At 63.5% G+C, this 20890-nt stretch carries 23 protein-coding genes; 14 read left to right on the top strand and 9 right to left on the bottom strand.

Going from position 1 to position 20890, the window contains the following annotated elements:
• Window positions 1-31 precede the first annotated feature (31 nt).
• The 10 genes from ACVT6V_RS27150 (at window position 32) to ACVT6V_RS27105 (ending at window position 10075) form a co-directional block, all read left to right on the top strand.
• Entirely contained in the window at window positions 32-466 is a 435-nt protein-coding gene (locus ACVT6V_RS27150; protein WP_489897161.1) for a hypothetical protein, read from the top strand.
• Window positions 441-2258 (top strand): hypothetical protein, encoded by a 1818-nt coding sequence (locus ACVT6V_RS27145; RefSeq protein WP_489897160.1) that lies wholly within the window; start codon window positions 441-443, stop codon window positions 2256-2258. Before ACVT6V_RS27150 ends, ACVT6V_RS27145 begins: the two co-directional genes overlap by 26 nt.
• Window positions 2258-2638 (top strand): hypothetical protein, encoded by a 381-nt coding sequence (locus ACVT6V_RS27140; protein WP_489897159.1) that lies wholly within the window; start codon window positions 2258-2260, stop codon window positions 2636-2638. The genes ACVT6V_RS27145 and ACVT6V_RS27140 overlap by 1 nt, the downstream gene beginning before the upstream one ends.
• Entirely contained in the window at window positions 2638-3258 is a 621-nt protein-coding gene (locus tag ACVT6V_RS27135) for a hypothetical protein (protein WP_489897158.1), read from the top strand. The genes ACVT6V_RS27140 and ACVT6V_RS27135 overlap by 1 nt, the downstream gene beginning before the upstream one ends.
• Before the next feature lie 11 nt (window positions 3259-3269).
• Window positions 3270-4826 (top strand): AAA family ATPase, encoded by a 1557-nt coding sequence (locus ACVT6V_RS27130; protein ID WP_489897157.1) that lies wholly within the window; start codon window positions 3270-3272, stop codon window positions 4824-4826.
• Window positions 4827-4860: 34 nt separating this feature from the next.
• Window positions 4861-5121, top strand: a complete 261-nt coding sequence (locus ACVT6V_RS27125) for a hypothetical protein (protein ID WP_489897156.1) — start codon at window positions 4861-4863, stop codon at window positions 5119-5121.
• 8 nt (window positions 5122-5129) lie between these two features.
• The gene (locus tag ACVT6V_RS27120; protein ID WP_489897155.1) at window positions 5130-5474 is read left to right on the top strand and encodes a hypothetical protein; all 345 of its coding nucleotides are present in this window, start codon (window positions 5130-5132) and stop codon (window positions 5472-5474) included.
• Window positions 5471-5989, top strand: coding sequence for a hypothetical protein (locus tag ACVT6V_RS27115; RefSeq protein ID WP_489897154.1), 519 nt, complete (start codon window positions 5471-5473; stop codon window positions 5987-5989). Before ACVT6V_RS27120 ends, ACVT6V_RS27115 begins: the two co-directional genes overlap by 4 nt.
• 43 nt (window positions 5990-6032) lie before the next feature.
• A complete protein-coding gene (locus tag ACVT6V_RS27110) occupies window positions 6033-8504 on the top strand; it encodes an outer membrane protein assembly factor BamB family protein (RefSeq protein ID WP_489897153.1) in 2472 nt (823 codons plus the stop codon).
• Window positions 8505-9775: 1271 nt separating this feature from the next.
• Window positions 9776-10075, top strand: coding sequence for a hypothetical protein (locus ACVT6V_RS27105; protein WP_489897152.1), 300 nt, complete (start codon window positions 9776-9778; stop codon window positions 10073-10075).
• Window positions 10076-10981: 906 nt separating this feature from the next.
• Here the strand turns inward: ACVT6V_RS27105 and ACVT6V_RS27100 are convergent.
• From ACVT6V_RS27100 to ACVT6V_RS27085, 4 genes are all read right to left on the bottom strand, one after another.
• The gene (locus ACVT6V_RS27100) at window positions 10982-11113 is read right to left on the bottom strand and encodes a hypothetical protein (protein ID WP_489897151.1); all 132 of its coding nucleotides are present in this window, start codon (window positions 11111-11113) and stop codon (window positions 10982-10984) included.
• A 430-nt stretch (window positions 11114-11543) separates the two neighbouring features.
• Entirely contained in the window at window positions 11544-12209 is a 666-nt protein-coding gene (locus ACVT6V_RS27095) for a TetR/AcrR family transcriptional regulator (RefSeq protein ID WP_489897150.1), read from the bottom strand.
• A 239-nt stretch (window positions 12210-12448) separates the two neighbouring features.
• Window positions 12449-13459 carry a glycoside hydrolase family 26 protein gene (locus tag ACVT6V_RS27090; protein WP_489897149.1) on the bottom strand — a complete coding sequence of 337 codons (1011 nt, stop codon included), beginning with the start codon at window positions 13457-13459 and terminating at the stop codon, window positions 12449-12451.
• A 59-nt stretch (window positions 13460-13518) separates the two neighbouring features.
• Window positions 13519-14364: a hypothetical protein gene (locus ACVT6V_RS27085; RefSeq protein ID WP_489897148.1), complete on the bottom strand. Its 846-nt coding sequence runs from the start codon at window positions 14362-14364 to the stop codon at window positions 13519-13521.
• A 204-nt stretch (window positions 14365-14568) separates the two neighbouring features.
• On the opposite strand from ACVT6V_RS27085, the gene ACVT6V_RS27080 reads away from it, so the two are divergent.
• Genes ACVT6V_RS27080 through ACVT6V_RS27065 form a run of 4 tightly spaced genes read left to right on the top strand, consistent with a single transcriptional unit; the run spans window position 14569 to window position 16763 of the window.
• Entirely contained in the window at window positions 14569-15498 is a 930-nt protein-coding gene (locus tag ACVT6V_RS27080; RefSeq protein ID WP_489897147.1) for a hypothetical protein, read from the top strand.
• Window positions 15499-15515: 17 nt separating this feature from the next.
• On the top strand, window positions 15516-15803 hold the full coding sequence (locus ACVT6V_RS27075) for a hypothetical protein (protein ID WP_489897146.1): 288 nt from the start codon (window positions 15516-15518) through the stop codon (window positions 15801-15803).
• Entirely contained in the window at window positions 15800-16399 is a 600-nt protein-coding gene (locus ACVT6V_RS27070; protein ID WP_489897145.1) for a DUF3558 family protein, read from the top strand. Before ACVT6V_RS27075 ends, ACVT6V_RS27070 begins: the two co-directional genes overlap by 4 nt.
• Window positions 16400-16406: 7 nt before the next feature.
• Complete coding sequence (locus tag ACVT6V_RS27065) at window positions 16407-16763, top strand: hypothetical protein (protein WP_489897144.1); 357 nt, start codon at window positions 16407-16409, stop codon at window positions 16761-16763.
• Window positions 16764-16990: 227 nt separating this feature from the next.
• On the opposite strand, the gene ACVT6V_RS27060 is transcribed toward ACVT6V_RS27065, so the two are convergent.
• Genes ACVT6V_RS27060 through ACVT6V_RS27040 form a run of 5 tightly spaced genes read right to left on the bottom strand, consistent with a single transcriptional unit; the run spans window position 16991 to window position 20886 of the window.
• Complete coding sequence (locus ACVT6V_RS27060) at window positions 16991-17848, bottom strand: MBL fold metallo-hydrolase (RefSeq protein ID WP_489897143.1); 858 nt, start codon at window positions 17846-17848, stop codon at window positions 16991-16993.
• Entirely contained in the window at window positions 17845-18906 is a 1062-nt protein-coding gene (locus ACVT6V_RS27055; RefSeq protein WP_489897142.1) for an acetamidase/formamidase family protein, read from the bottom strand. The genes ACVT6V_RS27060 and ACVT6V_RS27055 overlap by 4 nt, the downstream gene beginning before the upstream one ends.
• On the bottom strand, window positions 18903-19355 hold the full coding sequence (locus ACVT6V_RS27050) for a cupin domain-containing protein (protein ID WP_489897141.1): 453 nt from the start codon (window positions 19353-19355) through the stop codon (window positions 18903-18905). Before ACVT6V_RS27050 ends, ACVT6V_RS27055 begins: the two co-directional genes overlap by 4 nt.
• Window positions 19352-20095 carry a cysteine hydrolase family protein gene (locus ACVT6V_RS27045; protein WP_489897140.1) on the bottom strand — a complete coding sequence of 248 codons (744 nt, stop codon included), beginning with the start codon at window positions 20093-20095 and terminating at the stop codon, window positions 19352-19354. The genes ACVT6V_RS27050 and ACVT6V_RS27045 overlap by 4 nt, the downstream gene beginning before the upstream one ends.
• Window positions 20092-20886, bottom strand: coding sequence for a creatininase family protein (locus ACVT6V_RS27040; RefSeq protein ID WP_489897139.1), 795 nt, complete (start codon window positions 20884-20886; stop codon window positions 20092-20094). Before ACVT6V_RS27040 ends, ACVT6V_RS27045 begins: the two co-directional genes overlap by 4 nt.
• Window positions 20887-20890 lie beyond the last annotated feature (4 nt).

Genomic DNA, 20890 nt, shown 5'->3' with positions numbered 1-20890 from the left:
TCGATTTCGCCGGGTGGCGAACACCCGAACCGTGGCTTCCACATCGCTCGGTCGCGCGCAGACGACGGCCAGTCCCGCACAGGGACTGTCCACGTATGAGCGTACCAACCGGCTACGGCCACGGTCGGCCGATCTTCTGGCCGCGGCCCGTCAACTCGATACGACCACCGATCAGCACGCGTACCGCGAGATCATGGCGTGGGTACGCAGCGAATACGACGCCCGACAGGGCGGAATGATCGTAGGGTTGTTCGCCAAATGCTATCTCGGTCCGCCATACGTCGACCACAAGCTCGATCTCATGGGCAACATCTGCGAGCACTTCGCGCCCGGCGACGCCGTTCCGATGCCGTATGCGCAGGCGCGTGGACTCGCCCAGTCGGGTGCCTACGCGCACATCGAGCTGTATTCGGACGGAGCCATGGTGCCGATCCAGTTCGATGGCACCGCAGTCGAAATGTCCTGAGAATTCGCCAGAACCATGCCCCACACGACAGAAAGAGAGCACGATGACAGAAAGAGTTGTTGTTGACCCGACTCCCGCCGTGCGGGAAGTGGGCCGTATCCTCAGCCAGCAGATCGATACCGTCGGGCAGACACTCACCGCCGAGATCGGCACTGTCAAGAGCGACCTGACATCTACGAGGACAGACCTGCTCGAACTGCGGCAGCGTTTCGAGGAATACGTGGTGCAGGCCGAGCGCACCGCCAACGTGCAACGCTCGGAGACGGTGCTGGGTAACAAGAAAGCGGACCTCGATCGCGAGTACGGGCACTACAACCGCGTCCGTCATACCTGCATCGGCACGCTGCAGGCCTTCGACGTCGGTAATGTCAGCAACCGCACTGTGCAGCAGGTGAGCGAAGAACTGATGATCCAGACGCCACGCTATTGGCTGGCGCCGGCGCTCGTCGCGCTATCGGCATGGTCTCGGGGGGATGAAGACCTCTGTAAGAAGTCCGTTGACGCCGCCTTCTCCCGCGACCCGGCCAAGACCGGCCTGTTCTTCGCGCTTGTCTTGCGTCGACAAGGACGCATGGAGTCCGCGACCCGGTGGCTACGTCACTACCTCGCGTCATTGGACCCACGCAGTCTGGGCCGCGAGTTCGCCGTGATCCTTGAGGCCACCGCGCAGGACGCGTTCGGGGCGCACGGCCGCGAGATGGTGAGTACTCAACTTGCCGAATGGAATCAGATGCTGCGCGCTGACCCGGCAGTGACCGCCCGGCAGGTGGACGTGTGGCGCGACGAGATCGCCATTCACCGCGGAACTCTCGACGAGTCCCAATACCCGCACCTGACGAAGGTGACCCCACAGTGGGCCGCTCTCAAGGATCTGCTCGAGCATGCCTCGGCGCACGGCAACGTGATCGACAAGTATGCGACGGTCCGCGATACACCCGTGCACATGACCCCTGATCTTGCCGACCGTCTCGACGAGATCCTCGAGACGCTGGTCACCGAGTTCGATACCGAGGAACTTCCGATCGCGCGCGAGGTGATCTTTCACCAGGCAGTCATCGACCACCACGGGGACATGGACCGCGCGAAAGAAGATGCGGACGCGCTGACGACAGCCCTCGACGAGACGTTGGATCTGGTCACCCTGCAGACCCAGATCGCCTTGCGTCCGGACATGCTCGGCGCCTCGGTCAGCACGCAGCAGGTGGCGATCGGTGTCGGCCGAGACGATTTCGCGCAGGCGATCAATACGTACTGCGCCAAGTACCGGCAAGGCTATCTCGACGCCATCGACATCGTTCTGGACAACCGGCACTCCAATTTCGCCGTGACTCTGGGCTTCGGAGGTTGGAGTTGTAACAGTCGTGTACCCCAAGCCGAGGCGGAGCAGTCGCTGGCTCAGGCGTGGGCCACCGCAGTGGCCGATTACATCGAGCGGGTGAAGTTCAAGCCGATCACCTATGTGATCGGAGTCGCGATCTTTGTGGTCGTCACCATCCTCGGTTTTCTCATGGGGGCCGGCGCGGGTGTGGTGCTGATGCTGCTGTCTGGCGTTGGTGCCGGTGTCTGGGTGTACATGAAGAAGCGAGACGCCGACAAGAAACATCAGGAGGCACTCGCGATGCGTGAACAGGCCATGCGGCACTCGGTGGACATATACCGTGGCGCCATCGCCGAATTCGTCGACACCAAGATCGCATACCAGGAAGAAGACGAAAAGTCTGCGGTGCTGACCACAATGGTCCAAACGTGGCCGACTCACGTCGGGCGCCGTGAAGAGATGGGAATTGCCTGATGAGCAACGATCAAGATCCCACCGCACGCATCTACTTTCCCCGGCCCGGTCAAGCGCCACCGGCCTCGCAGCCCGATGACGGCGCGGTGCGGCAGAGTTGGTCCACGTCTACACCGCCGGGGCCGGAGCCGGCCCCGCAAATGCCGCAGATGCCAACCGGTGCGAGCGCCTCGCCGGTGCGTCGGCCCACTCGTCGTTTTCTTCCGCCTGCGCCGCCTGAGCAGAAGGAAACCCCCGTCGTTTCACGCGATTTCACCCGCTCGAAGCGTCGTGCCAAGACACCGGAACTGAGTCGCAAGCGCAAGATCGCGGGCGATCTGCCTTCATGGGAGCCGATGCCGCCGGGAGAGACCCTTGTTGTTCGGCGCGGCGAGCGCTGATGGCCGGGAGTGTGTACGAGGCCTGGGTGGACGGGCTTCGGCGGTGGGGGCGCGACCCGAAGACCGACCTTTCGGTTCTGCCTGCGTTGACAGCCGAGTCGTTGCCGCCACAGGCGTATGCGCGCTTGTTCGCGCACGTCAACACGGCAATACAGACCATGATGTCGGACTTCGGCGACCAATTCTCCCGCGGACTGGACGCTGCGCGTTCCGATCACGACATGGCCACAGTGATCGTCGGTCTGCGCGCGCATCTGGCCCGTCGGATCCAGTTGGCTGCGCATCCTGGGCTACCCGAAGAGATCAGGAAGCCACTGTATGACAGCGCGTCTCGTGACATCCACGCCCTGCAGGCGGATCTGGAACGGATCGTCGGATCGGGGTCGAATCGGGCGGGAAGTGACCGAGCGCAGGCCGAGAGGATGCTCAAACTGGTGCGTGATAACAGCTTCGTGGCGATCCTGCGTCCGGGCTTCCCCCTCGGATCACTCGTCACCGGGCGTCAGGGGATGACCCCGCCCGCGCAACAACGCGCTGAACCCGCTCCGCTGCCCACCCACACCGGACCGATTCGTCGTCGCGTCTTCCTCGCCGACGAGTCGTCCGCACCGCCCCGCTGAAACGAGAGCACATGCCCAACAGCATCGAAACCGCCGAGAATCTTCGTCGCCTCATCAAGGCGCGAGTGCCGCTCATCGTCGTGCGAACCATGGAGAGCACCCGTGGACTCGACCTCGTTTTCGCTGTGGCCGGTGAGTTCCGCTCGATGTCATTTCACGCCCACTCGCGGGCGAAGGGTCTGTACGAGATCGGACCGCAGGTCCCGATCAGCGACGATCGGTCGTTCGTCGGCGCGCTCGATTTCGCGACATCTACCTTTGCCGCCCGTAGCCACGCCAATTTCGTGTTCAGCGACGTCGACGACATCGAGACCGACAGCGCGACAGCCCGTCATCTCGCCGAGATGGCGCGGTTGGCCGAGGAACGCCAAGGCGCGATCATCATCGTTTCGGCCGGTCCGGTGTGGTCGAGTCTTGCCCGACTGGGCATGACAGTCACGCTCGACCTGCCCGACCTCGACGAGCTCTACCAAGTCGTCGATGCGATCGTGGACGATCATCGCGGCGTGATGCCGGTCGAATGGCAGCACGACGAGATCCGGCGTGCCGCCGAGATTCTCGTCGGGGTGACGCAGACGGAGGCGGTCAACGCTTTGACGACGCTGCTCGCGAAGGGTTCGCTGCTGCGCGACGATGTGGAGGAGCTGTCTCATTTCAAAGATCAGATCTTCGGCGATCAGAATGGTATCGAGCGGGTCCGGTTGCATGGGAAGGACTACGCCATCGGTGGACTCACCACCCTGCGGAAATGGCTCGGCGAGCGGCATGCACTGATCAAGGCGGACCTGAGCAACTCGGCCCTGCGACCGCCGCGTGGTGTATTGCTTGTAGGTGTTCCGGGCTGCGGAAAGTCTCTGAGCGCGAAGGCGATCGCCGAAGAGTGGCGGCTGCCGCTGTATCGCCTCGACATGGCGTCCATCCTCGGCATGTATGTAGGTATGTCGGAGAACCGGTTCAAAGAGGCGCTCGATGCCGCGGATCGCGTTGCGCCGTGCGTCCTGTGGGTGGACGAGATCGAGAAGGCGTTGGCCGGAGGAAACGGCGATTCCGGGACCACACGACGGCTGATGGGCCAGTTCCTGTTCTGGCTGCAGGAGTCGACATCGAAGGTCTTCCTGGTCGCCACCGCCAACGAAGTCCTGTCCCTGCCGTCGGAACTGTTGCGCAAGGGCCGGTTCGACGAGATCTTCTTCGTAGACCTCCCGGACGACGACGATCGGCGAGAGATTCTCGAGCTCTACTTCCGCAAGTATCTCGACATGGACCCGTCGCCGATGCTCATCGACGAGTTGGTGGAGGTGAGTGAGGGATTCGCCGGATCGGATCTGGACGCAGCAGTCCACGAGATAGCGACCAGCGGGGTGATCTCCGGCATTCGGCAACCCACCGACGATCTGATCAGGCAAGTCTTCACGAATGTGATGCCGTTCAGCCGGACGAATCCAGAGGAAGTCGAGGCGATCCGCGCCTGGGGACGCGAACGGGCCATGCCGGCGGGCCGATCCCGCAACACCTACCCCGCAGACATTGGGCGGAACTCGGCTCGGCGGGTCGTGATCGTCAACTGAGCGACCGTACACAGCGGACCGTGAAGAGGAGAGTATGTCGGATCTACAGAAACTCAAGGGCAGCATAGACGGACTGGCCAGCGCAGCGAAGCAGACCGGTGGCAGTCTGGGCCAGTTCAAGAGCAAATTCAGCACCCAGATGGGCCAAGTGCGCAGCGCGATCGGCGGAAGTTCGCAGCGCAAGGACCAAGAGGTGATCAGTGCCCTCGATGCCGCCAACAAACAGGTGACATCAGCGATCGCCGCGCTCGAGAATGCGGCGAAGATCGCGTCGAACTACGGCAAGTCGTTGTAGGAGTCCCGATGGCAGACCGCGGGACCGACCCGGCCGAATTGGAGGCCGCAGCCAAAGAGCTCGAGGCACTCGCACGACTGTGCGCTGCTCAGCAAAAACGTGGAGCGGAGGTCGGCGCCGGCATACCGCAGCTGACGCAACAGGTGACCGCGATCATCGCAGGAACGTCGGGCTCGGCAGACACCACGATGACCGGGAAGTTGCAGACGGCGGGCCGTCAAGGCAAGCGTGCTGTTGCACAGCTCGCACAGGCGCAGAAGGTTGCACATCGACTTTCTGCCCAGGCGCGACAGCAGGCCGCGAAGGCACGTCAGGAGCAAGCTGCCGCGAACAGATCGTCGGGGCGCCGGTGAGTTCGCAGCTGCAGACTGTTGCCGACAAGACGCGCGCGCTGAAGGCCGAGTCGATATCGATGGTCGCCGACTGGAGTTCGGTCGCCAAAGGGGTCGAAGGACTCGGTCGGCAGGCGGCTGCGCTGGGCCGATCCGGTGTCGATACCCGGGAACTTGTGCGGCTCCTCGACGGTGCGGCCAAGGATGTCAATTCTGCTACGAAGGCGCTCACTGCTTTTGGCGAAGAAGCTGCTTGCTTCGCTGATCGCCTCGCGGGCTCGGGCAATAGCAACATCGGTTCCGGGACTTTGGTCCGCCTTCTTCAGGCCGCCCCGGAGGCTGTCGTCACTCTGGCAATGATGATTCCCTTGGTCACCACGGTAGGCGATGTGGGACTGGCGATAGACGGGCTGCAGAACGGTGACCGAAGGCCGGCCACGGAGCTCATCGAGAAGCAGGTGGCCGGCGATATCAAGGACGCCGCGGTCGAACGGGATTCGCCCCGACCGCGTTTCGTGAAACCGCAGCCCTGGTAGAAAATCCACCTGCCTGACCCAGCCCGCCAGCGAGGAGTTGCGAATGTCCGACGTCACCGATCCGCAGCCTGGTCCGTACAACTCGGTTCCACCAGCTGAGCCTTCTTTCGACGCGAACCGGTCCTATCCGCAGATCAACCTCGGGCAGGCTTATCCCACGATGGGGGACCCGGGGCAGGAGTCGGGCGGTTCCGGTTGGGGGCCAACGCCACCACGTCCGCCGCGCGACAGGGCGTCGATTCTCGACCGGATATCCGGTCACAAGCGAATGGTCATCGGCGTGGTGGTGGGGCTGTGTGTCGCGGGGTTGGTTGCGACGATCGGCATCACACTGGTGAGCCGTGACGAGTCCGCGGGTGGGGGCGATGTCCAGGCTGTGGCGGGCCAATTGACAAAGGAGTATCCGACCACACCGTCGATATCGTGGCAGCTTTCGCCGGGCGATCTCGGCGGCCAGGGGTTTGTGTCACCTGATCCCTCACTGAACCAGTACCGTAGTCCCGGTGTGGTGCACGATGATCGAACCGTGGTCACGCTCCTGGGGACGGCGTCAGGGCGGGGTGGGCTGGTCGTCGGCGTCAATGTTTCCGACGGCAGCCACTGGCAGACGTCAAAGGCTGTGAACGGCTGCAGCGATCGCATCGTCGACCATGCCATTGCCTGCTACACGGACAGTCAGGTCCTCTTCATCGACACAGAATCTGGAAAAGTTGAGGCCTCCGTTGCATTTCCGGACCGCTCGCCCTATTCGATCGGGTTCGACGGACAAGCAGCCTACCTCCGGTACTTCCGGTCAGGTCTGATTATCGCCAAGGTGGGTCCGGAAGGCATGGTGTGGCAGAAGACCTTCAGCTTCGGTGATGGACTGCCAAGCGGTGATTCGTCCGAGGTCATGACCACCGACAAGTACTTCGCGAGTGCTGGCAGCGGACGCGTTGTCATAGTCTCGACCGACAACGGCCGTGAAATCGTGAACCGGCCCGGGTCGGTGTCGCTGGTTCGGCTCCACGACGGGGGCATCGCTTTCACCGCAGGGGAATTCACAGGCGGATCGGTCACCCAGGGGCCGCTGGTGGTGGTGACTGGTGACGGCGGGATACACGAGTTGCCTGGCTCGGTGCTGGCTGGCGCAGAGGTCTCGGCCGAGGACTTCGCGGGTGACGTCTTCGCCGACGGAATTCCGCAGAAGGGTGACGGGTCGGGCAAACGGTGGGCGTCCAGTCCGGTGCCTCTCGCGACACAGATCTTCGTGGCCGGACGGACCGGCGTGGCGCTCTATGACGAGCAGAACTCGCGGTTCGTGGTCGCCGATGCAACGACCGGATCGCAAATGTGGGCAGCGGACATCGGACGGTCGTACCAGGGTGACCGGGTGGTGACAGATGGTGCCCGGTTGATTTTCGCGACGCCGTCCGGAGCGATCGTTGCCACTGACCTGGCGTCGGGTTCGCAATTGTGGTCGACCCGAGTGCCGACTGGCCTCGCTGGTGATTCAGAGAGGTCGACGGCAGCGATACCTCAGATTGAGGCGGTGGGTGACCAACTCTTCGTCACGACGGAGGTGGGCATCGCCGCCTACGCACCGACCGGCGGTGCGGCCGCCGCCCCCGGCGCCGCAGCCAAGACGCCGCAAGAGGCGGGTGACGACAAGTATGTGACGAGATGCGGCACGCCACCAACATTCACGCCGGAGCAGTTCAGCACGGCATCGGGTGGCCTGGTGATCCGGATGCGAGTGTCCGCAACCTGTCCCAAGGGTGACGTGTTGTCCGGGTCGCAGACCCGCATCACCGTCCGAGACAACGGTGGCCTGATCGCCTCGGGGGTCTTTGACCTGTCCGCCTCACCGCTGGTGATCGGTGGAGGCGACGGAGCAGCCGCGACAGTGGATCTCACATTCCCCGCCGGCTCGTTCTATAGGCTGCCTGACACAGTGAGCACCGCTTCGGGTACGACCGGTAGCACCAGCAGCGGCGGATCGGCGGACAGCACAGCATCCGGCCAGACCATCCTCGTCGAATGCGATCCCGGACCTGCCGGCACCAACTCGGCGCCCATTCCGGCAGGCAGCAGCTCAGGACTGACGGCGTCGGCCGTCGCTCCCGCGGTGACAGATCAGGCGGAACTGGACCGGAGTGTCGGCGATGCTCTGCGCCGGCAAGCCGACGCCGACAAGTCGTTCATCATCGCGAACCTCAACAATCGGTGGGTCGCCCAGCTGAGTTCGAAGCGTCCTGGATTGGTTGCTGAAGGCCGAACCTGGACGAATCAGTCGATCCTCGATGAATTCCTGGCACTGCGTCTGCGCTTCTCAGATGCACGGTTGCTGTACAGCGATGAATGGCCGGTATTCGACTACCGCGGCTGGTGGGTCACGGTCGCCACGCCAACATTCCCGAATCCCGAAGCGGCGAACGACTGGTGTCGGACACAAGGGTTCGATGGCGATCACTGTTTCGCGAAGCTGATCAGCACGACTGCGCATCCGGAAGGGTCGACACGGTATTGGCGGTAGTGCACACGATCGTCACATCCTCCCGAGACCTTCAACACTGCGAGGGCGCGCGATCGAAAGTGCAGGAAGCAGAATACTCATCGACGATTTGTATCGTGGAGAGGTTCACATCGACCGATAACGTGGCAGCCGACTCAAGCGACTGCTCGCCGATGCCGAGTTGTAGTAAGACGCACCGTGGGAGATCGCGAAGGGAATCTTCTGAGCCTGACCGCCAAATGCGCCGCCAACGACATGCTCAAGAATACCGAAGGTATGTCGGAAAGGTTGGCGTGCAAAGTAGTTGGGCTTTTCCCTTCCGCGCGTCGGTGGCTTCCGCAGGCACAGGCACAAGCCGCCCAGGACGCCCGGCTTGTGTGAACAACTACGCACCAATTCGCGCAAACATCCGCGTCACAGGTTCCCCGGGCGTGCGCATGGTTGCGGTTCGACGAGGGCGCCGGGATCAACTAGAAGGCGCTCCATCGGTTGTAGCGGGAGGGACGGTTGCAGGTCCGGCGCGGCCGCCCCGCGTGGACATCGGCAACTTCCCAGACGACCACTACCACCGCCGGCACTCGGCTGGGCTACCAGACCCAAGCCGAGGACGCTGCCGGATGCACTGCAGACGCCACCCGTGCGCTGCGAGATCGACTGATCAACCACGAGAAGGAACAGCAGACCGGACCGACTTCCTGGGCCCTGCCGCATCCGCCTCGGAGACGGCCTGCGCTATCCCGACATCTGGTTGTCCAACGGAAACAGAGCAGCTGGTACTCCCGACGCGACATGTCGGACAGTGCATTCGGCAACAATGGCTCCAGTACAAGGATCTGGGTATCGGCTGGTGGGCTGACAGCGTCGGCACCTACGGCTGCACCTGCTGGACGCCGCGCTGGACGCGACCGACGGTGAAGACGTGGAGGTATTTTCTCAGCAAATGGCTCGCCGAGCCCTCAGATCTGGCAGGTGCGGCCTCGCAGGATTGTCCACGTCAATGCTCCCCAACGGTGGGATTCGACTCTCGTGGAAATGTTGGTCGGATAATCTCATTAGTCACTTTGGAGGCTTTTCTCTTGGCCGGACGAGCCTAGAATTGAGGTACTGCATCTCCACCCGCAGAATCATTCGCCATGAAGTGTCAAGAAGGGTCATAGGAATCGCACCGATAATCGTGGCGGCTAGCGTTGCTGTGGCGACAAGAACGTCATCGACCGCAGAGATCTATCGGACTACGGCGACCCTTCATGGGTCCTCACATTCGCACGGCAGACAATGAAAGGGAAAGTCTCATGACTATCGGAGTAATCATCTTCAGCCTCGCCTACATCTTCACGGGAATGTTCCTCGCGAAGCGCTGGTATCAACAGCGGCACGGAATCTATTTCAAATTGATCAATGGTGGTGCTGACGCTATTTTTAGCAGTGTGTTTGTCATGTCGTTCGTATGGCCACTGATCCTGATCGTCCCTTCCCTGCGCAATCCGAAGCTGTGTCGTCATCCGTCACACGTCTTGGCACGCGATGAGGCTCGGCAACGGTACGATCAGTATCAGGCCGCTGCCGCACGCGACGAACAGTACAGACGATGATGCGATCACCGACTGCACAGAATTGTCAGTAACGGCCCAGGGCGACGGAGTTCCGAACTGCCTACTGGCTTTCTACTCTGCAGTTATCGACGCTGTCGAGTGCAGTTTCGCTGCCCAAGACCGGGCCGTGGCCGGAAGGGCGACTGCCCGACTGGACGGCCGCATGTCTGATGCACGGCGCGCAAAGATTGGGCAAGCTCGGTGCACTCTCCGGCGCTAAGCCTGCAAACAATCCGAGGGGAATGCGGACATGGGGATGGAGATTAGAGGAACGCATCCCAACGAGTCGGCTGAACTTCACTAGTTTGGGTGATATCAGAGCACCTGCAAATCGACTACCATGATTTTACGCTCACTGGCCGGAAGGGGTCGAAATGTTTCAGTGCGAGAAGTGCTTCAAGCGTCTTAATGACTGTCAGAGCTGTAAGGGCAAGGGTGGCGCGAGCGGAATGTTTGGGCACCTTAACTGCAATAATTGTCGCAATACGGGCCTGCTATGCAACACACATGGAGGCTTCTGGAAGAAGTGACCCTTTCTTCCTTTTCTACGGTGAATCGTCCTTGACCAAGATGGTCAAAACCTGATGTGGGCGGTTCAGCTGACGCTTCCTGTTTTACCTCGGTCCGTTAGGGTGATGGCTTTGTCGGCTCTGTGAGTTTCCGGGCAACTTCTAGCGGTGGAATTGTCGGTTGTTGGCACGCCGGGCGGCGGGCGCACCTGGAGCCGTATCCGGCGGCGTGAGTTCTCGTGATTACGAAATCCACAGGCGAGCGTCTTTGAGCTCCTTGACCAGTCGGTTGTAGTCGTGGTCCGCGCGTGGCCGGTCCGGTGGGTAGAGACGCCAGGTTCGCCGGTCAGCAGGTCTTGGTCTTGGCCGCCACCCGGGTGATTCGGGAGTGCTGGCGTCAGGTTTTCGACCTGAGAACCAGTGAACAGAGCGAGATGTTCAGCAGTTCTTCGGCATACCCGATGAGTCGAGTACCGATCTCGTCGGTGGACAGATCGCTCACCTCGGCACTGTCGAAGATGCTGCGCACGTCATCATCTGAGTGCGGCTTCGACGATGGCAATGGAGTAACCGACATCAGGACCCCCTGAGATGTGTGAAACGGTTACCGACCAAATTATCGTCGGCCACCGACAATCCGCGTTCCGCGGAACGTTCGGCAGCGCTGCGGCCACTCCGCCCATCTCAACCAATGTTTAGTGCACACGCATCTGTGACCTGCGATGATGCCGCCCGAACGTTCCGCGGAACGCGTCAACGCATCCCGGGTCGAATTAATTGTTAGCCTCGGTTGTAGTCCGAGTCGGACCAATGGACGTCGGGGTCGCTCGCGTGAGGATTCCCCCCTCCCCATGGGAGCGCCACGGCGAAGACCGGACTACGAGGCACCGTGCGCTAAAGGCCTGAACTCCCTGTGGCGCGCGGTGCCTCGGTCTGTCCGGAACCCGAAGTCGTGCAGATCAGGCGTGCGAGTTCGCCTTGGTCGATGAACAGTCGGGTGCACTCGGATGCGGCGGTCCGGTGACCCGGGACGACTCGCTGCCGATGTTGCAGATCCGCGACATCGCGAGGCGGATCATCGGCCGGGAGAAGGCGTCGTCGTTGGTCATCACCAGCTGTTGCAGCAGTCCGTCCATCAGGGCCACGACGATGGTCGCGGCCTCACGGGGCCGTGCCGGATGAAACGGTTCACCGACCGCCACCGAGAGTTCGATGAGTTGGGTCCGGTGGGCGTCGGCCAGCTCACCGAGCTCGGGATAGAACTGTGCCTCGACCATCAGCATGTGGCGCGCGACCACCACCTTGCGCGCATCGGTGCGGGCCGTGTCGACGAAGTCGGTGGCGCACTCGACCACGAGTTTCTGCTCGTGCGGTCCCGGGCCCAGCAAGGGACCGAATGATTGGACGGCCACTTCCATCAGCTTCGCGTGCACGGTTTCCAGCGCGAGGGCGAGAAGTCTGGTCCGCGTGGATGCGTAGTAGTTCACCGAACCGACCGGCAGGCCGGAAGCCTCGTCGACAGCCCGATGGGTCAGCGCACGCAGCCCGTTTGCCGCGATGACCTCGACGGCGGCGTCCCCGAGCCTGCGCCGACGTTCACCCTGGGGCTCTCTCTTTCGTGTCACGACCCGTCTCGCTTTCTCACAGTCGCCCCGTGTGTCCCTTTACACAGCCTATTTGTCTGTTTGCCGTAGTGCATCGACGACTCGCGACGGTCTCACTTCTCAGCAGATGTTGAGATCGCGCAAGATCTTTCGCAGAAGTGGCGCAGAGCTGCGATGTCGCCCCATCGACAGACGATGGCACGGCGGCCGTGGGTTGGGCACGTGTCGCGTACCTCACTCCCCAGCAGGCGGGCAGCCGATCAGGCCAACGCCGTCAGCGAGCTCCGAAACGCCTCGGTGCTCGCGGTCGTGGTGTTGAATCGCCAGTCCCGTTCCTTGTCCATCTGGAACCAGAGGAATGCGGCGACGCGAGGTTCGTATTCGACGATGGCGAAGAAGTCGCGAATCCAGTTCGCCTTCATGTCTGGTGCTGGGCCGTCGGCGCAGCCGACCTCGGTGATCAGCAGGGGATGGGCGCCGTCGAGCCGACGGAGCGCGTCGAGGCTGGATCGGAACAGGTCCGGAGCGGGCTGCCATCGGTGTCCGGGGACGTCGCCCCAGTTGTAGCCGTCGACGGCGAGGTAGTCGACCTGGTCGTGACCCGGATAGGAGGCGGTGAAGTCGGTGGTGCCGAGGGTCAGCACGTTGGGTGCCCACACGAACTTCACGTTGTCGGCACCCTGATCGGTGAGGACCGACCGCATTCGTTGCCAGGCGGCGCGGTAGTCGGCGGCGGTGTTGCCGTTGATGCCGACGGCCCATGGGTACCAGCTGCCGTTCATCTCCTGGGCGAACCGCAGCAGCAGCGGTTTGCCCCATGCCGCGATGCTGGTGCCCCAGCGGCGCAGCTCAGTGTCGAAGTCGCCGGCAGCGATACGGGCAAGGGCATACCGGGGTTGGTTCACCCCCTCATCGGCTTTCCACGGCTCGAGCGTGAGCAGGGCAGTGGCACCGAAGTCGACGATGGTGTCGAGGTCACCGATGGGTAGCTCGTCGCCGATGGCGACGAACCTGTGCACGTAGGTGGGTTTCGCGCCGGCGAGAGTGGAGAGCTGATCGAGTGGGGACGTCGGCGATCCAGGGAGCGGCGTCACGGAAGGGATGAAGGCACCCCACTTTTGGCCCTGCGGGGTAGGCGTCGACGGGGAGTCGGGGCCGCAGGCGGCGAGGGTGAGGGTGCCGGCGCCGATCAGTGCCAAGCGAAACGCGCTGCGGCGACTGAATCGTTGCGTCACTGCACGCGAGATCTCCGATTGACCGCTCGCGTCCACGGGGTCATCGTAGGCGGACGGCATTCGTCACGTTCTGCACGACGACAGCTCGGCACTGCTTACGCGGGCCTCTTGCTCTTCCGGAACTCGAGTTCGTCGCGCATGGCACGCGTATCGCCGACGCTGTAGTGCCGAAAATGCGGGTTCATCGCGGCATGGGCGCCGAGTTCGGTGATGTCGAACCGCTTCGTGAGTGCGTTGAGCTTCTCGGCAGAGTCGGAAATCGTGGCCATGATCTGCGTGACCTCATCCGGATGATCGAGCGCAGCGACTATGCCCTCGAGGATCTCGATCTGGATTTCGTTCTGGCGCAGAGGGTCTTCCACTTCCTCGTCGAGATCGTCGTCGGCGGCGACAGGGCCCTCCCAGCGGAAGAGGTCGCCGGGGAAGTCGTCGCGTCCGACGAGGTCCGTGACCTCGAATACCACTTCGCCCTCACTGGCGAAACGCACGATCAGCCCGGTGGCATCGTCGAAGGCGAGCTCGATCGGATCGCCGCCACCGAGCGGTGCAAGCGATGCCGACCACGCCGACCGACCACCGACGTCGGTCGCGGTACAGGGCCCCGCGGCGCACATGTCGGAAGGTATGTCGTCGAGAAGGGAGTCGCGGCCGAGCAGATCGAGCGGTTCGAATGACGTGCCGATCCACATTCTGAAGTGTCCGGGGTACTGGCGACGCATCTTGCCGTCGAAGTAGACAACGGGCGGTCCGTCGGCGCCTGCGACATAGAGCGTCTCGCCGTCGCTTTCGATGCGCCAACAGCCGGCGTGGTGCCAGAAGGTGAACCGCTCTTCGAAAGAGATCCCGTGATCATGCACGATCACGCTGAGGTGGCCGGAGAACGACGTGCGCTCGGCGGCAATGTTGCGGTCGACCAGTTCGTCCCAGGACGGCGTATTCATGCGGTCAGGTTACGAACGAACTCCGACACGGTCCGCCACAGCGGCCCCGCACCCGCAACGTCACCCGCGCAACGTGTCGACGATCAGATCGGCCATCGCCGCACTTTCGTATCCACTTTGGGCCGCAAAGCCGCTCGGCGATCATCCTGTTACAGTCGTCGGCGTCTGGGGACACTGAGGGGACTGCGAGGGGGCTCGGGGGGAGTGGGCGAGAAGCTCAGGGCTGATCCGGAGTGGATCAGCGGGTTGGGAAACTACGTTCTGGCGTTGAACGGGAACCTGCAGAAAACGGTGCAGTTGGTCAGCGGCCACGCCGGGTCGACCGGTGAGTTCAAGGGTCTTATGAGTGGCCTCAAAGGCCCTGTCGACACCTTGCGTGACGCGACCGTCAAGCGTCAGGGCACGCTCGATCCGGCCTTGGTCGGTACCGGCGTGAATCTCAAACAAGCGGCGTGGAACTACACGAGCACCGACCACAACGCGGCGCTGGGGATCGCGCACACCCGCACGGACGCGCACAATCCCAATCCTTTCCCGTCGCCGCTCGAGTTCTACCTTCCGAAACCGGTTGTCGACGACTTTCCCGGCGCGCGCACGTTGACTGCGCCGCGATCGGTGGACGTCGCGGCGCCGCCGCCGGAGGACGTGGACTGGGATGGGATCATCCAGGAAACCGCCGGGTGGCTGGGTGATGCCGACCGTGCGATCGAGAATCTGACCGGCTGGAGCCCGATTCAGGAGGCGCTGGAACCGGTCGCCGGTAACTGGATGGAACTCAAGCGCATCGGGAGGACGTACGGAAAATCCGGGACCGCCTTCGACACCATCGCCGGGGATCTGACCAGTGGACACAATGAGGTCGATTCGCACTGGAACGGCAAGGCGGCCATCGCATTCACGAACTACAACATCGCGATGGTGCGAGGCCTCAACTGGGAGGGCTCCGTCGGTCGGCTGCTCGACCGTGGGCTCAGTATGGCTGCGGACAAACTGCAAGAGGCCGCCAAGGCGATCATCGAGCTCGTCAAGAAAGGGCTGTCCCGGCTGATCAAGGTGGACAGCTTCGAAGGCATCCTCAAGCTGGCCGCGAAGGTGGTGCCTGGTGCGGGACAGCTGCCGCCGTCGCAGAGGTGACACGTCTGCTGTATGAGGTGGCGACCACGGTCAACGACATGATCCAGGAACTTCAGACCGCCATCGATGCGCTGAAGACGTTCATAGAGTTCTGCCACGACCCTCTCGGTTTCGCTCGCGGACGAGCCGAGGACAAAGTCAAGGACGAGCTCAAGCCCTTCACCGATTTTGTCGGCGACGTCCAGGACAAGACACAGCTCGTCGAAGACGTAGGAACGGCATCCCAGGTGGGACGAGTCGGTGCGACACCCACCACTGGCTACGATTCGGGTGCCAATGGACAGCTTTGGGAGGACGCGCCGTGAAGAATCTGATCAAGTTCCCGGCGACGTGCGCGGTGGTGGCGACGGTGTTGCTTCTCGGTGCATGCGGCGAGGACGCGGCAGATGGCGGGCAGGTGTCCTCGAGCACGCAAGGCCCTGTGACGGTCAGCGCCGCGACGTCGAGTGTGGCGACCAACTGGGCCGAGAGACCGGAACAAAACCCGACAGACCTGACGGCACAACAATTCTGCGCGATCCTCACTCAGCAGGACATCGCACCGTTGGCCGAGGGCGACGTCGGTGACCGGCCGACACCGACCGACGACAATGGGCTGCCGGGCTGCACGTGGCCGCTGAGCGAGGGCTACGGGTCGCTCGCGATGGCGGTGACCAAGCCGTTCGACGTCGATATCCTCTTGGACAACACGGTTTCTGGAAAGTACGCCATGCGCGACGGCACGATGTACCGGCAGACCAAGGAGGACATCGCGAGGTGCCGCGCAATGGTCCAGACTCCCAAGACACCGGAGGGATTCCTCCTGTCTGTGTCGGTTGACGGATCTGTTGGTGCGGCGGTCAATCCGTGCAAGGCGGCCATCCCGCAGACCGAGAAGGTCCTGAAGGCTCTGGGGTGGTGAGACACCTGTGACAAGCCCGGAAGGCTTCGACGCCGCATTCCGCAAGCTCGAGTCTGCGATGGGCGACCTCGGCACGGCCACGGCACGGGCCCGCAACATCGAGTTCCCCTCGGTCGAGTTCACTTCTCCCAAAACGGAACCCGAGCCTGATCCCGGACGTACCGGCGACGAACTCGCCGACCTTCGCCGGTGGGCCGCCGACGAGCATGCCCGCAACGCCGAGTTCCGTCGGCGGGTGGACGAGGCGATCGACGCCGAGATCGAGGCGCGGGGCGGCTGGGTCACCGACCGCCGGCGTAACGAGATCATCGAAGACGTGCGCGCGCACATGCTCCGGCAACTCCGGCGTTTCGGCGGTGCGTGAGGCTCGCTGAGCGGCGCCGTCTCGGAATCGTTGCGCTGCAGACGCTGATGGTGGCGAGCGTGGTGGGAGTCGGCAATGTGGTCCACGATCGGAAGACGGGCACCGATGCGTCCCCAGCGGAACGCGAAGCTGTTGCGGTGCCACGCCAATTACACGGGGAACTGTCAAATACACGCGATGCATTACGTGTATTTGACAGTTCCCCGTGTATTTGCGGAAATCGCCCTTCACACCCGACTCAAGATCGCAAACCCCGGCCCGTCCGTCCGCCGTACCGGAGCGCCCTGCGGCCCGTCGACCACCTCACCCGACTCCGGGTACCGCGCCACCCGGGCAAACGCCTGGGCCACCCGTGCGATGAAGTCGCGGTCGACGTCGGCGACGAGGTTGTGGCCGACGAACGCCTTCACCACCGGCAGCTCGGCCAGCGAGGCCAGCGACTGTGCGAACACCGACACATCGCTGTCGTCCAGATGCGCCCAATAGGTGGTGGTCAGCAAGGTGTCCCCGCAGAACAGGAAACCGGTCTCGGCTTCCCACAGACACAACGAGTCGGGCACGTGGCCTGGGGTGTGCAGCACGGTCAGACGACGGTTGCCGAGGTCTATGACGTCGCCGTGGTCGAGGCCGCGGGTCGGCGGGGTCGCGGGAATCGCCCACTCCGCCAGATCGGGGAGTGGCCGCATGGTGAGGTCATCGGGGCTCAGGAAGAACTTGACCTTGTCGAGCTCGCGAAACTGCGTGTAGGCAGCCAGCAATCGCTCCGCCGATACTCCATGAGACTCGAGAACCTCCGCAGGCACCTCCCCGTACAATTCCATCCCCGACCGGTGACACAGGAACTCGTCGGCCTCCACGTGCTGGTTGCCGCCGCGATGGTCGTAATGGTGATGCGAATTGACGACGACGAGCGGCAGATCGGTGATGCCGCGCACCACGTCGTGGATGTTGCCGATGCCGAGTCCGGTGTCGAAGAGCAGGGTACGCTCGTCGCCGATGATCAGGTAGCTGTTCACATGCCCGGGCTCCGAGATCAGATGAACTCCGGAACCATAGTCGCGCAGGGCAAACCAGCTGTCGCTCATGACCACTCGCAAAAGTCGGCTTTGCGGATCACCGTGTGACATCCCTTCACCTGATCGACCACCTGGGAGATCCGCACATCGCCCGCCGCACTGAGGTAGGCGTACGCCAGATCACGGGGCACCTCGTACCGGTGGGACAGCAGATCGAGCGCGGCCCGTACACTCTCGCGGCACGCCTCGTCGAGGTCGGCGTCGAGGCCGATGCTGATCAACAGGTCGGCGGTCTCGGCGAAGGGACGCCCGTTCGCGGTGTGCGCACCACCGGGAATCGCCTCCACCTGCAGCGTCGCGCGCAGCGGGGCCTCGAAAGCGGTCAATGCGACCTCGCCGTCACCCTGCGCGTAGTGCGGGTCGCCGAGGTACAGCAGCGCATCCGGAACCTGCACCGGCAGATACAACGTCGCGCCCACGCCGAGATGCGTGATGTCGAGGTTGCCGCCGTAGAGTCCCGGTGGGATGGAGTTGGGGCGAACCGATCCTGCGGCTGCCACCCCGACGATCCCCAGGAACGGCTTGAGTGGGAAGCGGATCGAACGTGCCGACCCCGCGTAGGCCGACTCGTCCTGCGCCAGGGGCAGCAGCCCGAGGTCGCCCTCGGCTTTGCAGAACACACTGCTCACCTCGCCGGTGGGGAAGCTCTCGGGCAGCGCACCGCGGCCGTGACGCGACGACACGATGCCGTAGTCGGCGCGGCGTTCCATGTCGACCATGGTGACCGCCAGCAGATCACCGGGTTGGGCGCCGCGCACGCCGATCGGGCCGGTCACCACGTGGGGTCCCACGTCGCCGGACCGTAGCCCGGACGCGGCGATCTCGACCGCATCGGGCAGCACGTCCCGCGATGGAACCCCGAACCGTGCGAAGAACTCTCGCGGGTCGCTGCCCTGGTCGGGCAGGATGCCCTCATGGCTGACGGTGTCGATGGTGATCGTCTCGCCGGGCGTCATCGCGACCACCGGCGCATCGTCGGTGCACGGCAGCTGGCCCCACAGAATGGTGTCGGGCGTGGACGTGAGGTGATGGGTGCCGACGGCGTCGTCGGCGGTGGTGGTTTTCACTGTGCGGCGGTTCCGTTCAGATGCGACGCCGCCAGCACGGCGACGTCCTCGGCGGTCAGGTCCACGGGAGTTCCGCGCAGGATGAGATCCTCGAAACCACCGTCGTTTTCCATGACCGTGATGGTGTACATCTTGTCGGTCGCCGACCTGTTCACGATGTGATGGACCGACCCGGACGGCAGCACGATCACCGATCCCGCTCTCAGGTCCACGACGTGGTCGTCGCTGTGCGCGACACCCTCACCACGCAGCACGACGAACGTCTCGGTCGACTCCGGATGCGAATTGTCGGGCTGTGAGCCGCCGGGCTCCCAGATCTCGAAGCACACCGTCGTCGACGACCCGGACGTCGACGGCCCGGACAACACCATCAGGACCACCGTGTCGTCGGGGCTGATCTTGTAGGCGGTCAGGTCGGCGACGTCGTGCAGGACGGGGGCGGAGCTCATGATTCCTCGATTCTGGCGACCAGCGCATCCAGATGCGCCGTGAATCCATAGCATTGGCGAACGTTGTAGACGGTGGCGTCCATGCAGTACGACGGGGACGTGGTGGCGACGGCGTCCTCCAGCATGATCACGTCATAGCCCAGACAGGCGGCGTCGACCAACGTCGCGTACACGCACTGGTCCGCGTTCACTCCGGCGAACAACAGGGTGTCGACGCGCAGGTTGCGCAGCACCGAGTCGAGCTCGGTGTCGAAGAAGCCACTCATGCGGTACTTGTCGACGAGGATGTCGGAAGCCTCCGATTTGAGTTCGGAGGTGACGGCGGCGCCCCAGCTTCCGCGGGTCAGAACCGCTTCGGACTGTGCGGCGGTGTCGCCGATGCCGCCGCCGGTGCCGTCGGGGTCATAGACGTGCAGGACGCCGGGTGGGAGGTTGGCCTTGTCGAGCCGGTTGCCCCAGTTCACCCAGATCACCGGGACGTCGGCGCCACGAAGCCCGGGCAGACCAGTCGTGAGCACATCCACAGCACCGGCCGCGCCCGAGACGTCGACCCCGATCCCGTGCAGCCAGCCGCCTTCGGTGACGAAGTCGTTCTGCATGTCGACGACGATCATCGCGGTCCGGGTGAGATCGATGGTGACAGCGGTCGGTTGGGCGTCCAGCACCACCGGGCGTTCGGGTAGCGCCGGCCGCCGCAGATCGGCGTGCCCCGGGGACAGCGACCACAGGTTGCGGGTCATGACCGGGTCCGGGCGGGAAAGCTGAACGAGCGCACCTCCAGCAGCGATTCGGCAAGCTGCTCGGCCACGGACGCCAGGATAGCCTTCCCGACGTCGGCGCTGGCATTGGTCGGGTCGCCGACGGTGCCGGATGCCGAGACATCGTCGGTGAGCCATGCGGTGGGCAGCACACCCTCGAGGGTGAGGTGCTTGTACTTGGCGAACTCGGCCGCGACGGCCTGACCGTCGGCGAATGCCCGTTCGTGGTGGACGAGTTCGGGGGCGATCGCCATCATGATCGACGTCTCACCATAGCCGCCGTGGATGTCGAAGTCGTCCTGGCTGCGATCCACCTCCGGGGGCGTGGGGAAACGCATCGGCATCACCGGGAACACCTCCAGCCCGGTCTGGTGGCGGATGTCGCGGGCCACCACGTCGAGCAGACCGGGTTGGCCGCCGTGGCCGTTGACGAAGACGAGTTTGCGGAAACCGCTGGCGGCCAGAGATTCACCCAGGTCCATGCAGACGGCCATCAGGGTGGCCGCCGACATCGCGATGGTGCCCGACCGCCCGAGATGCTCGGTGGACTTACCGTAGTGCAGCGTCGGCAGCACCCATACATTGCAGTCGTCGGGCAGGCTCTCGACGGCGGCCGCGGTGATCACCTCGGCATGCATGGCGTCGGTGATCAGCGGCAGATGCGGACCGTGTTGTTCGACAGCGCCGATCGGCTGCACCACCACGGCATTGGATTTGTCGATCGCCTCGACGTCGGTGGTGGTCAGGTGCGCAAGATGAAAGATGCGTGTCATGAAG

This window comes from Gordonia sp. LMA167 (assembly GCF_058130025.1).
This window is presented reverse-complemented; position numbering and strand designations above follow the sequence as displayed.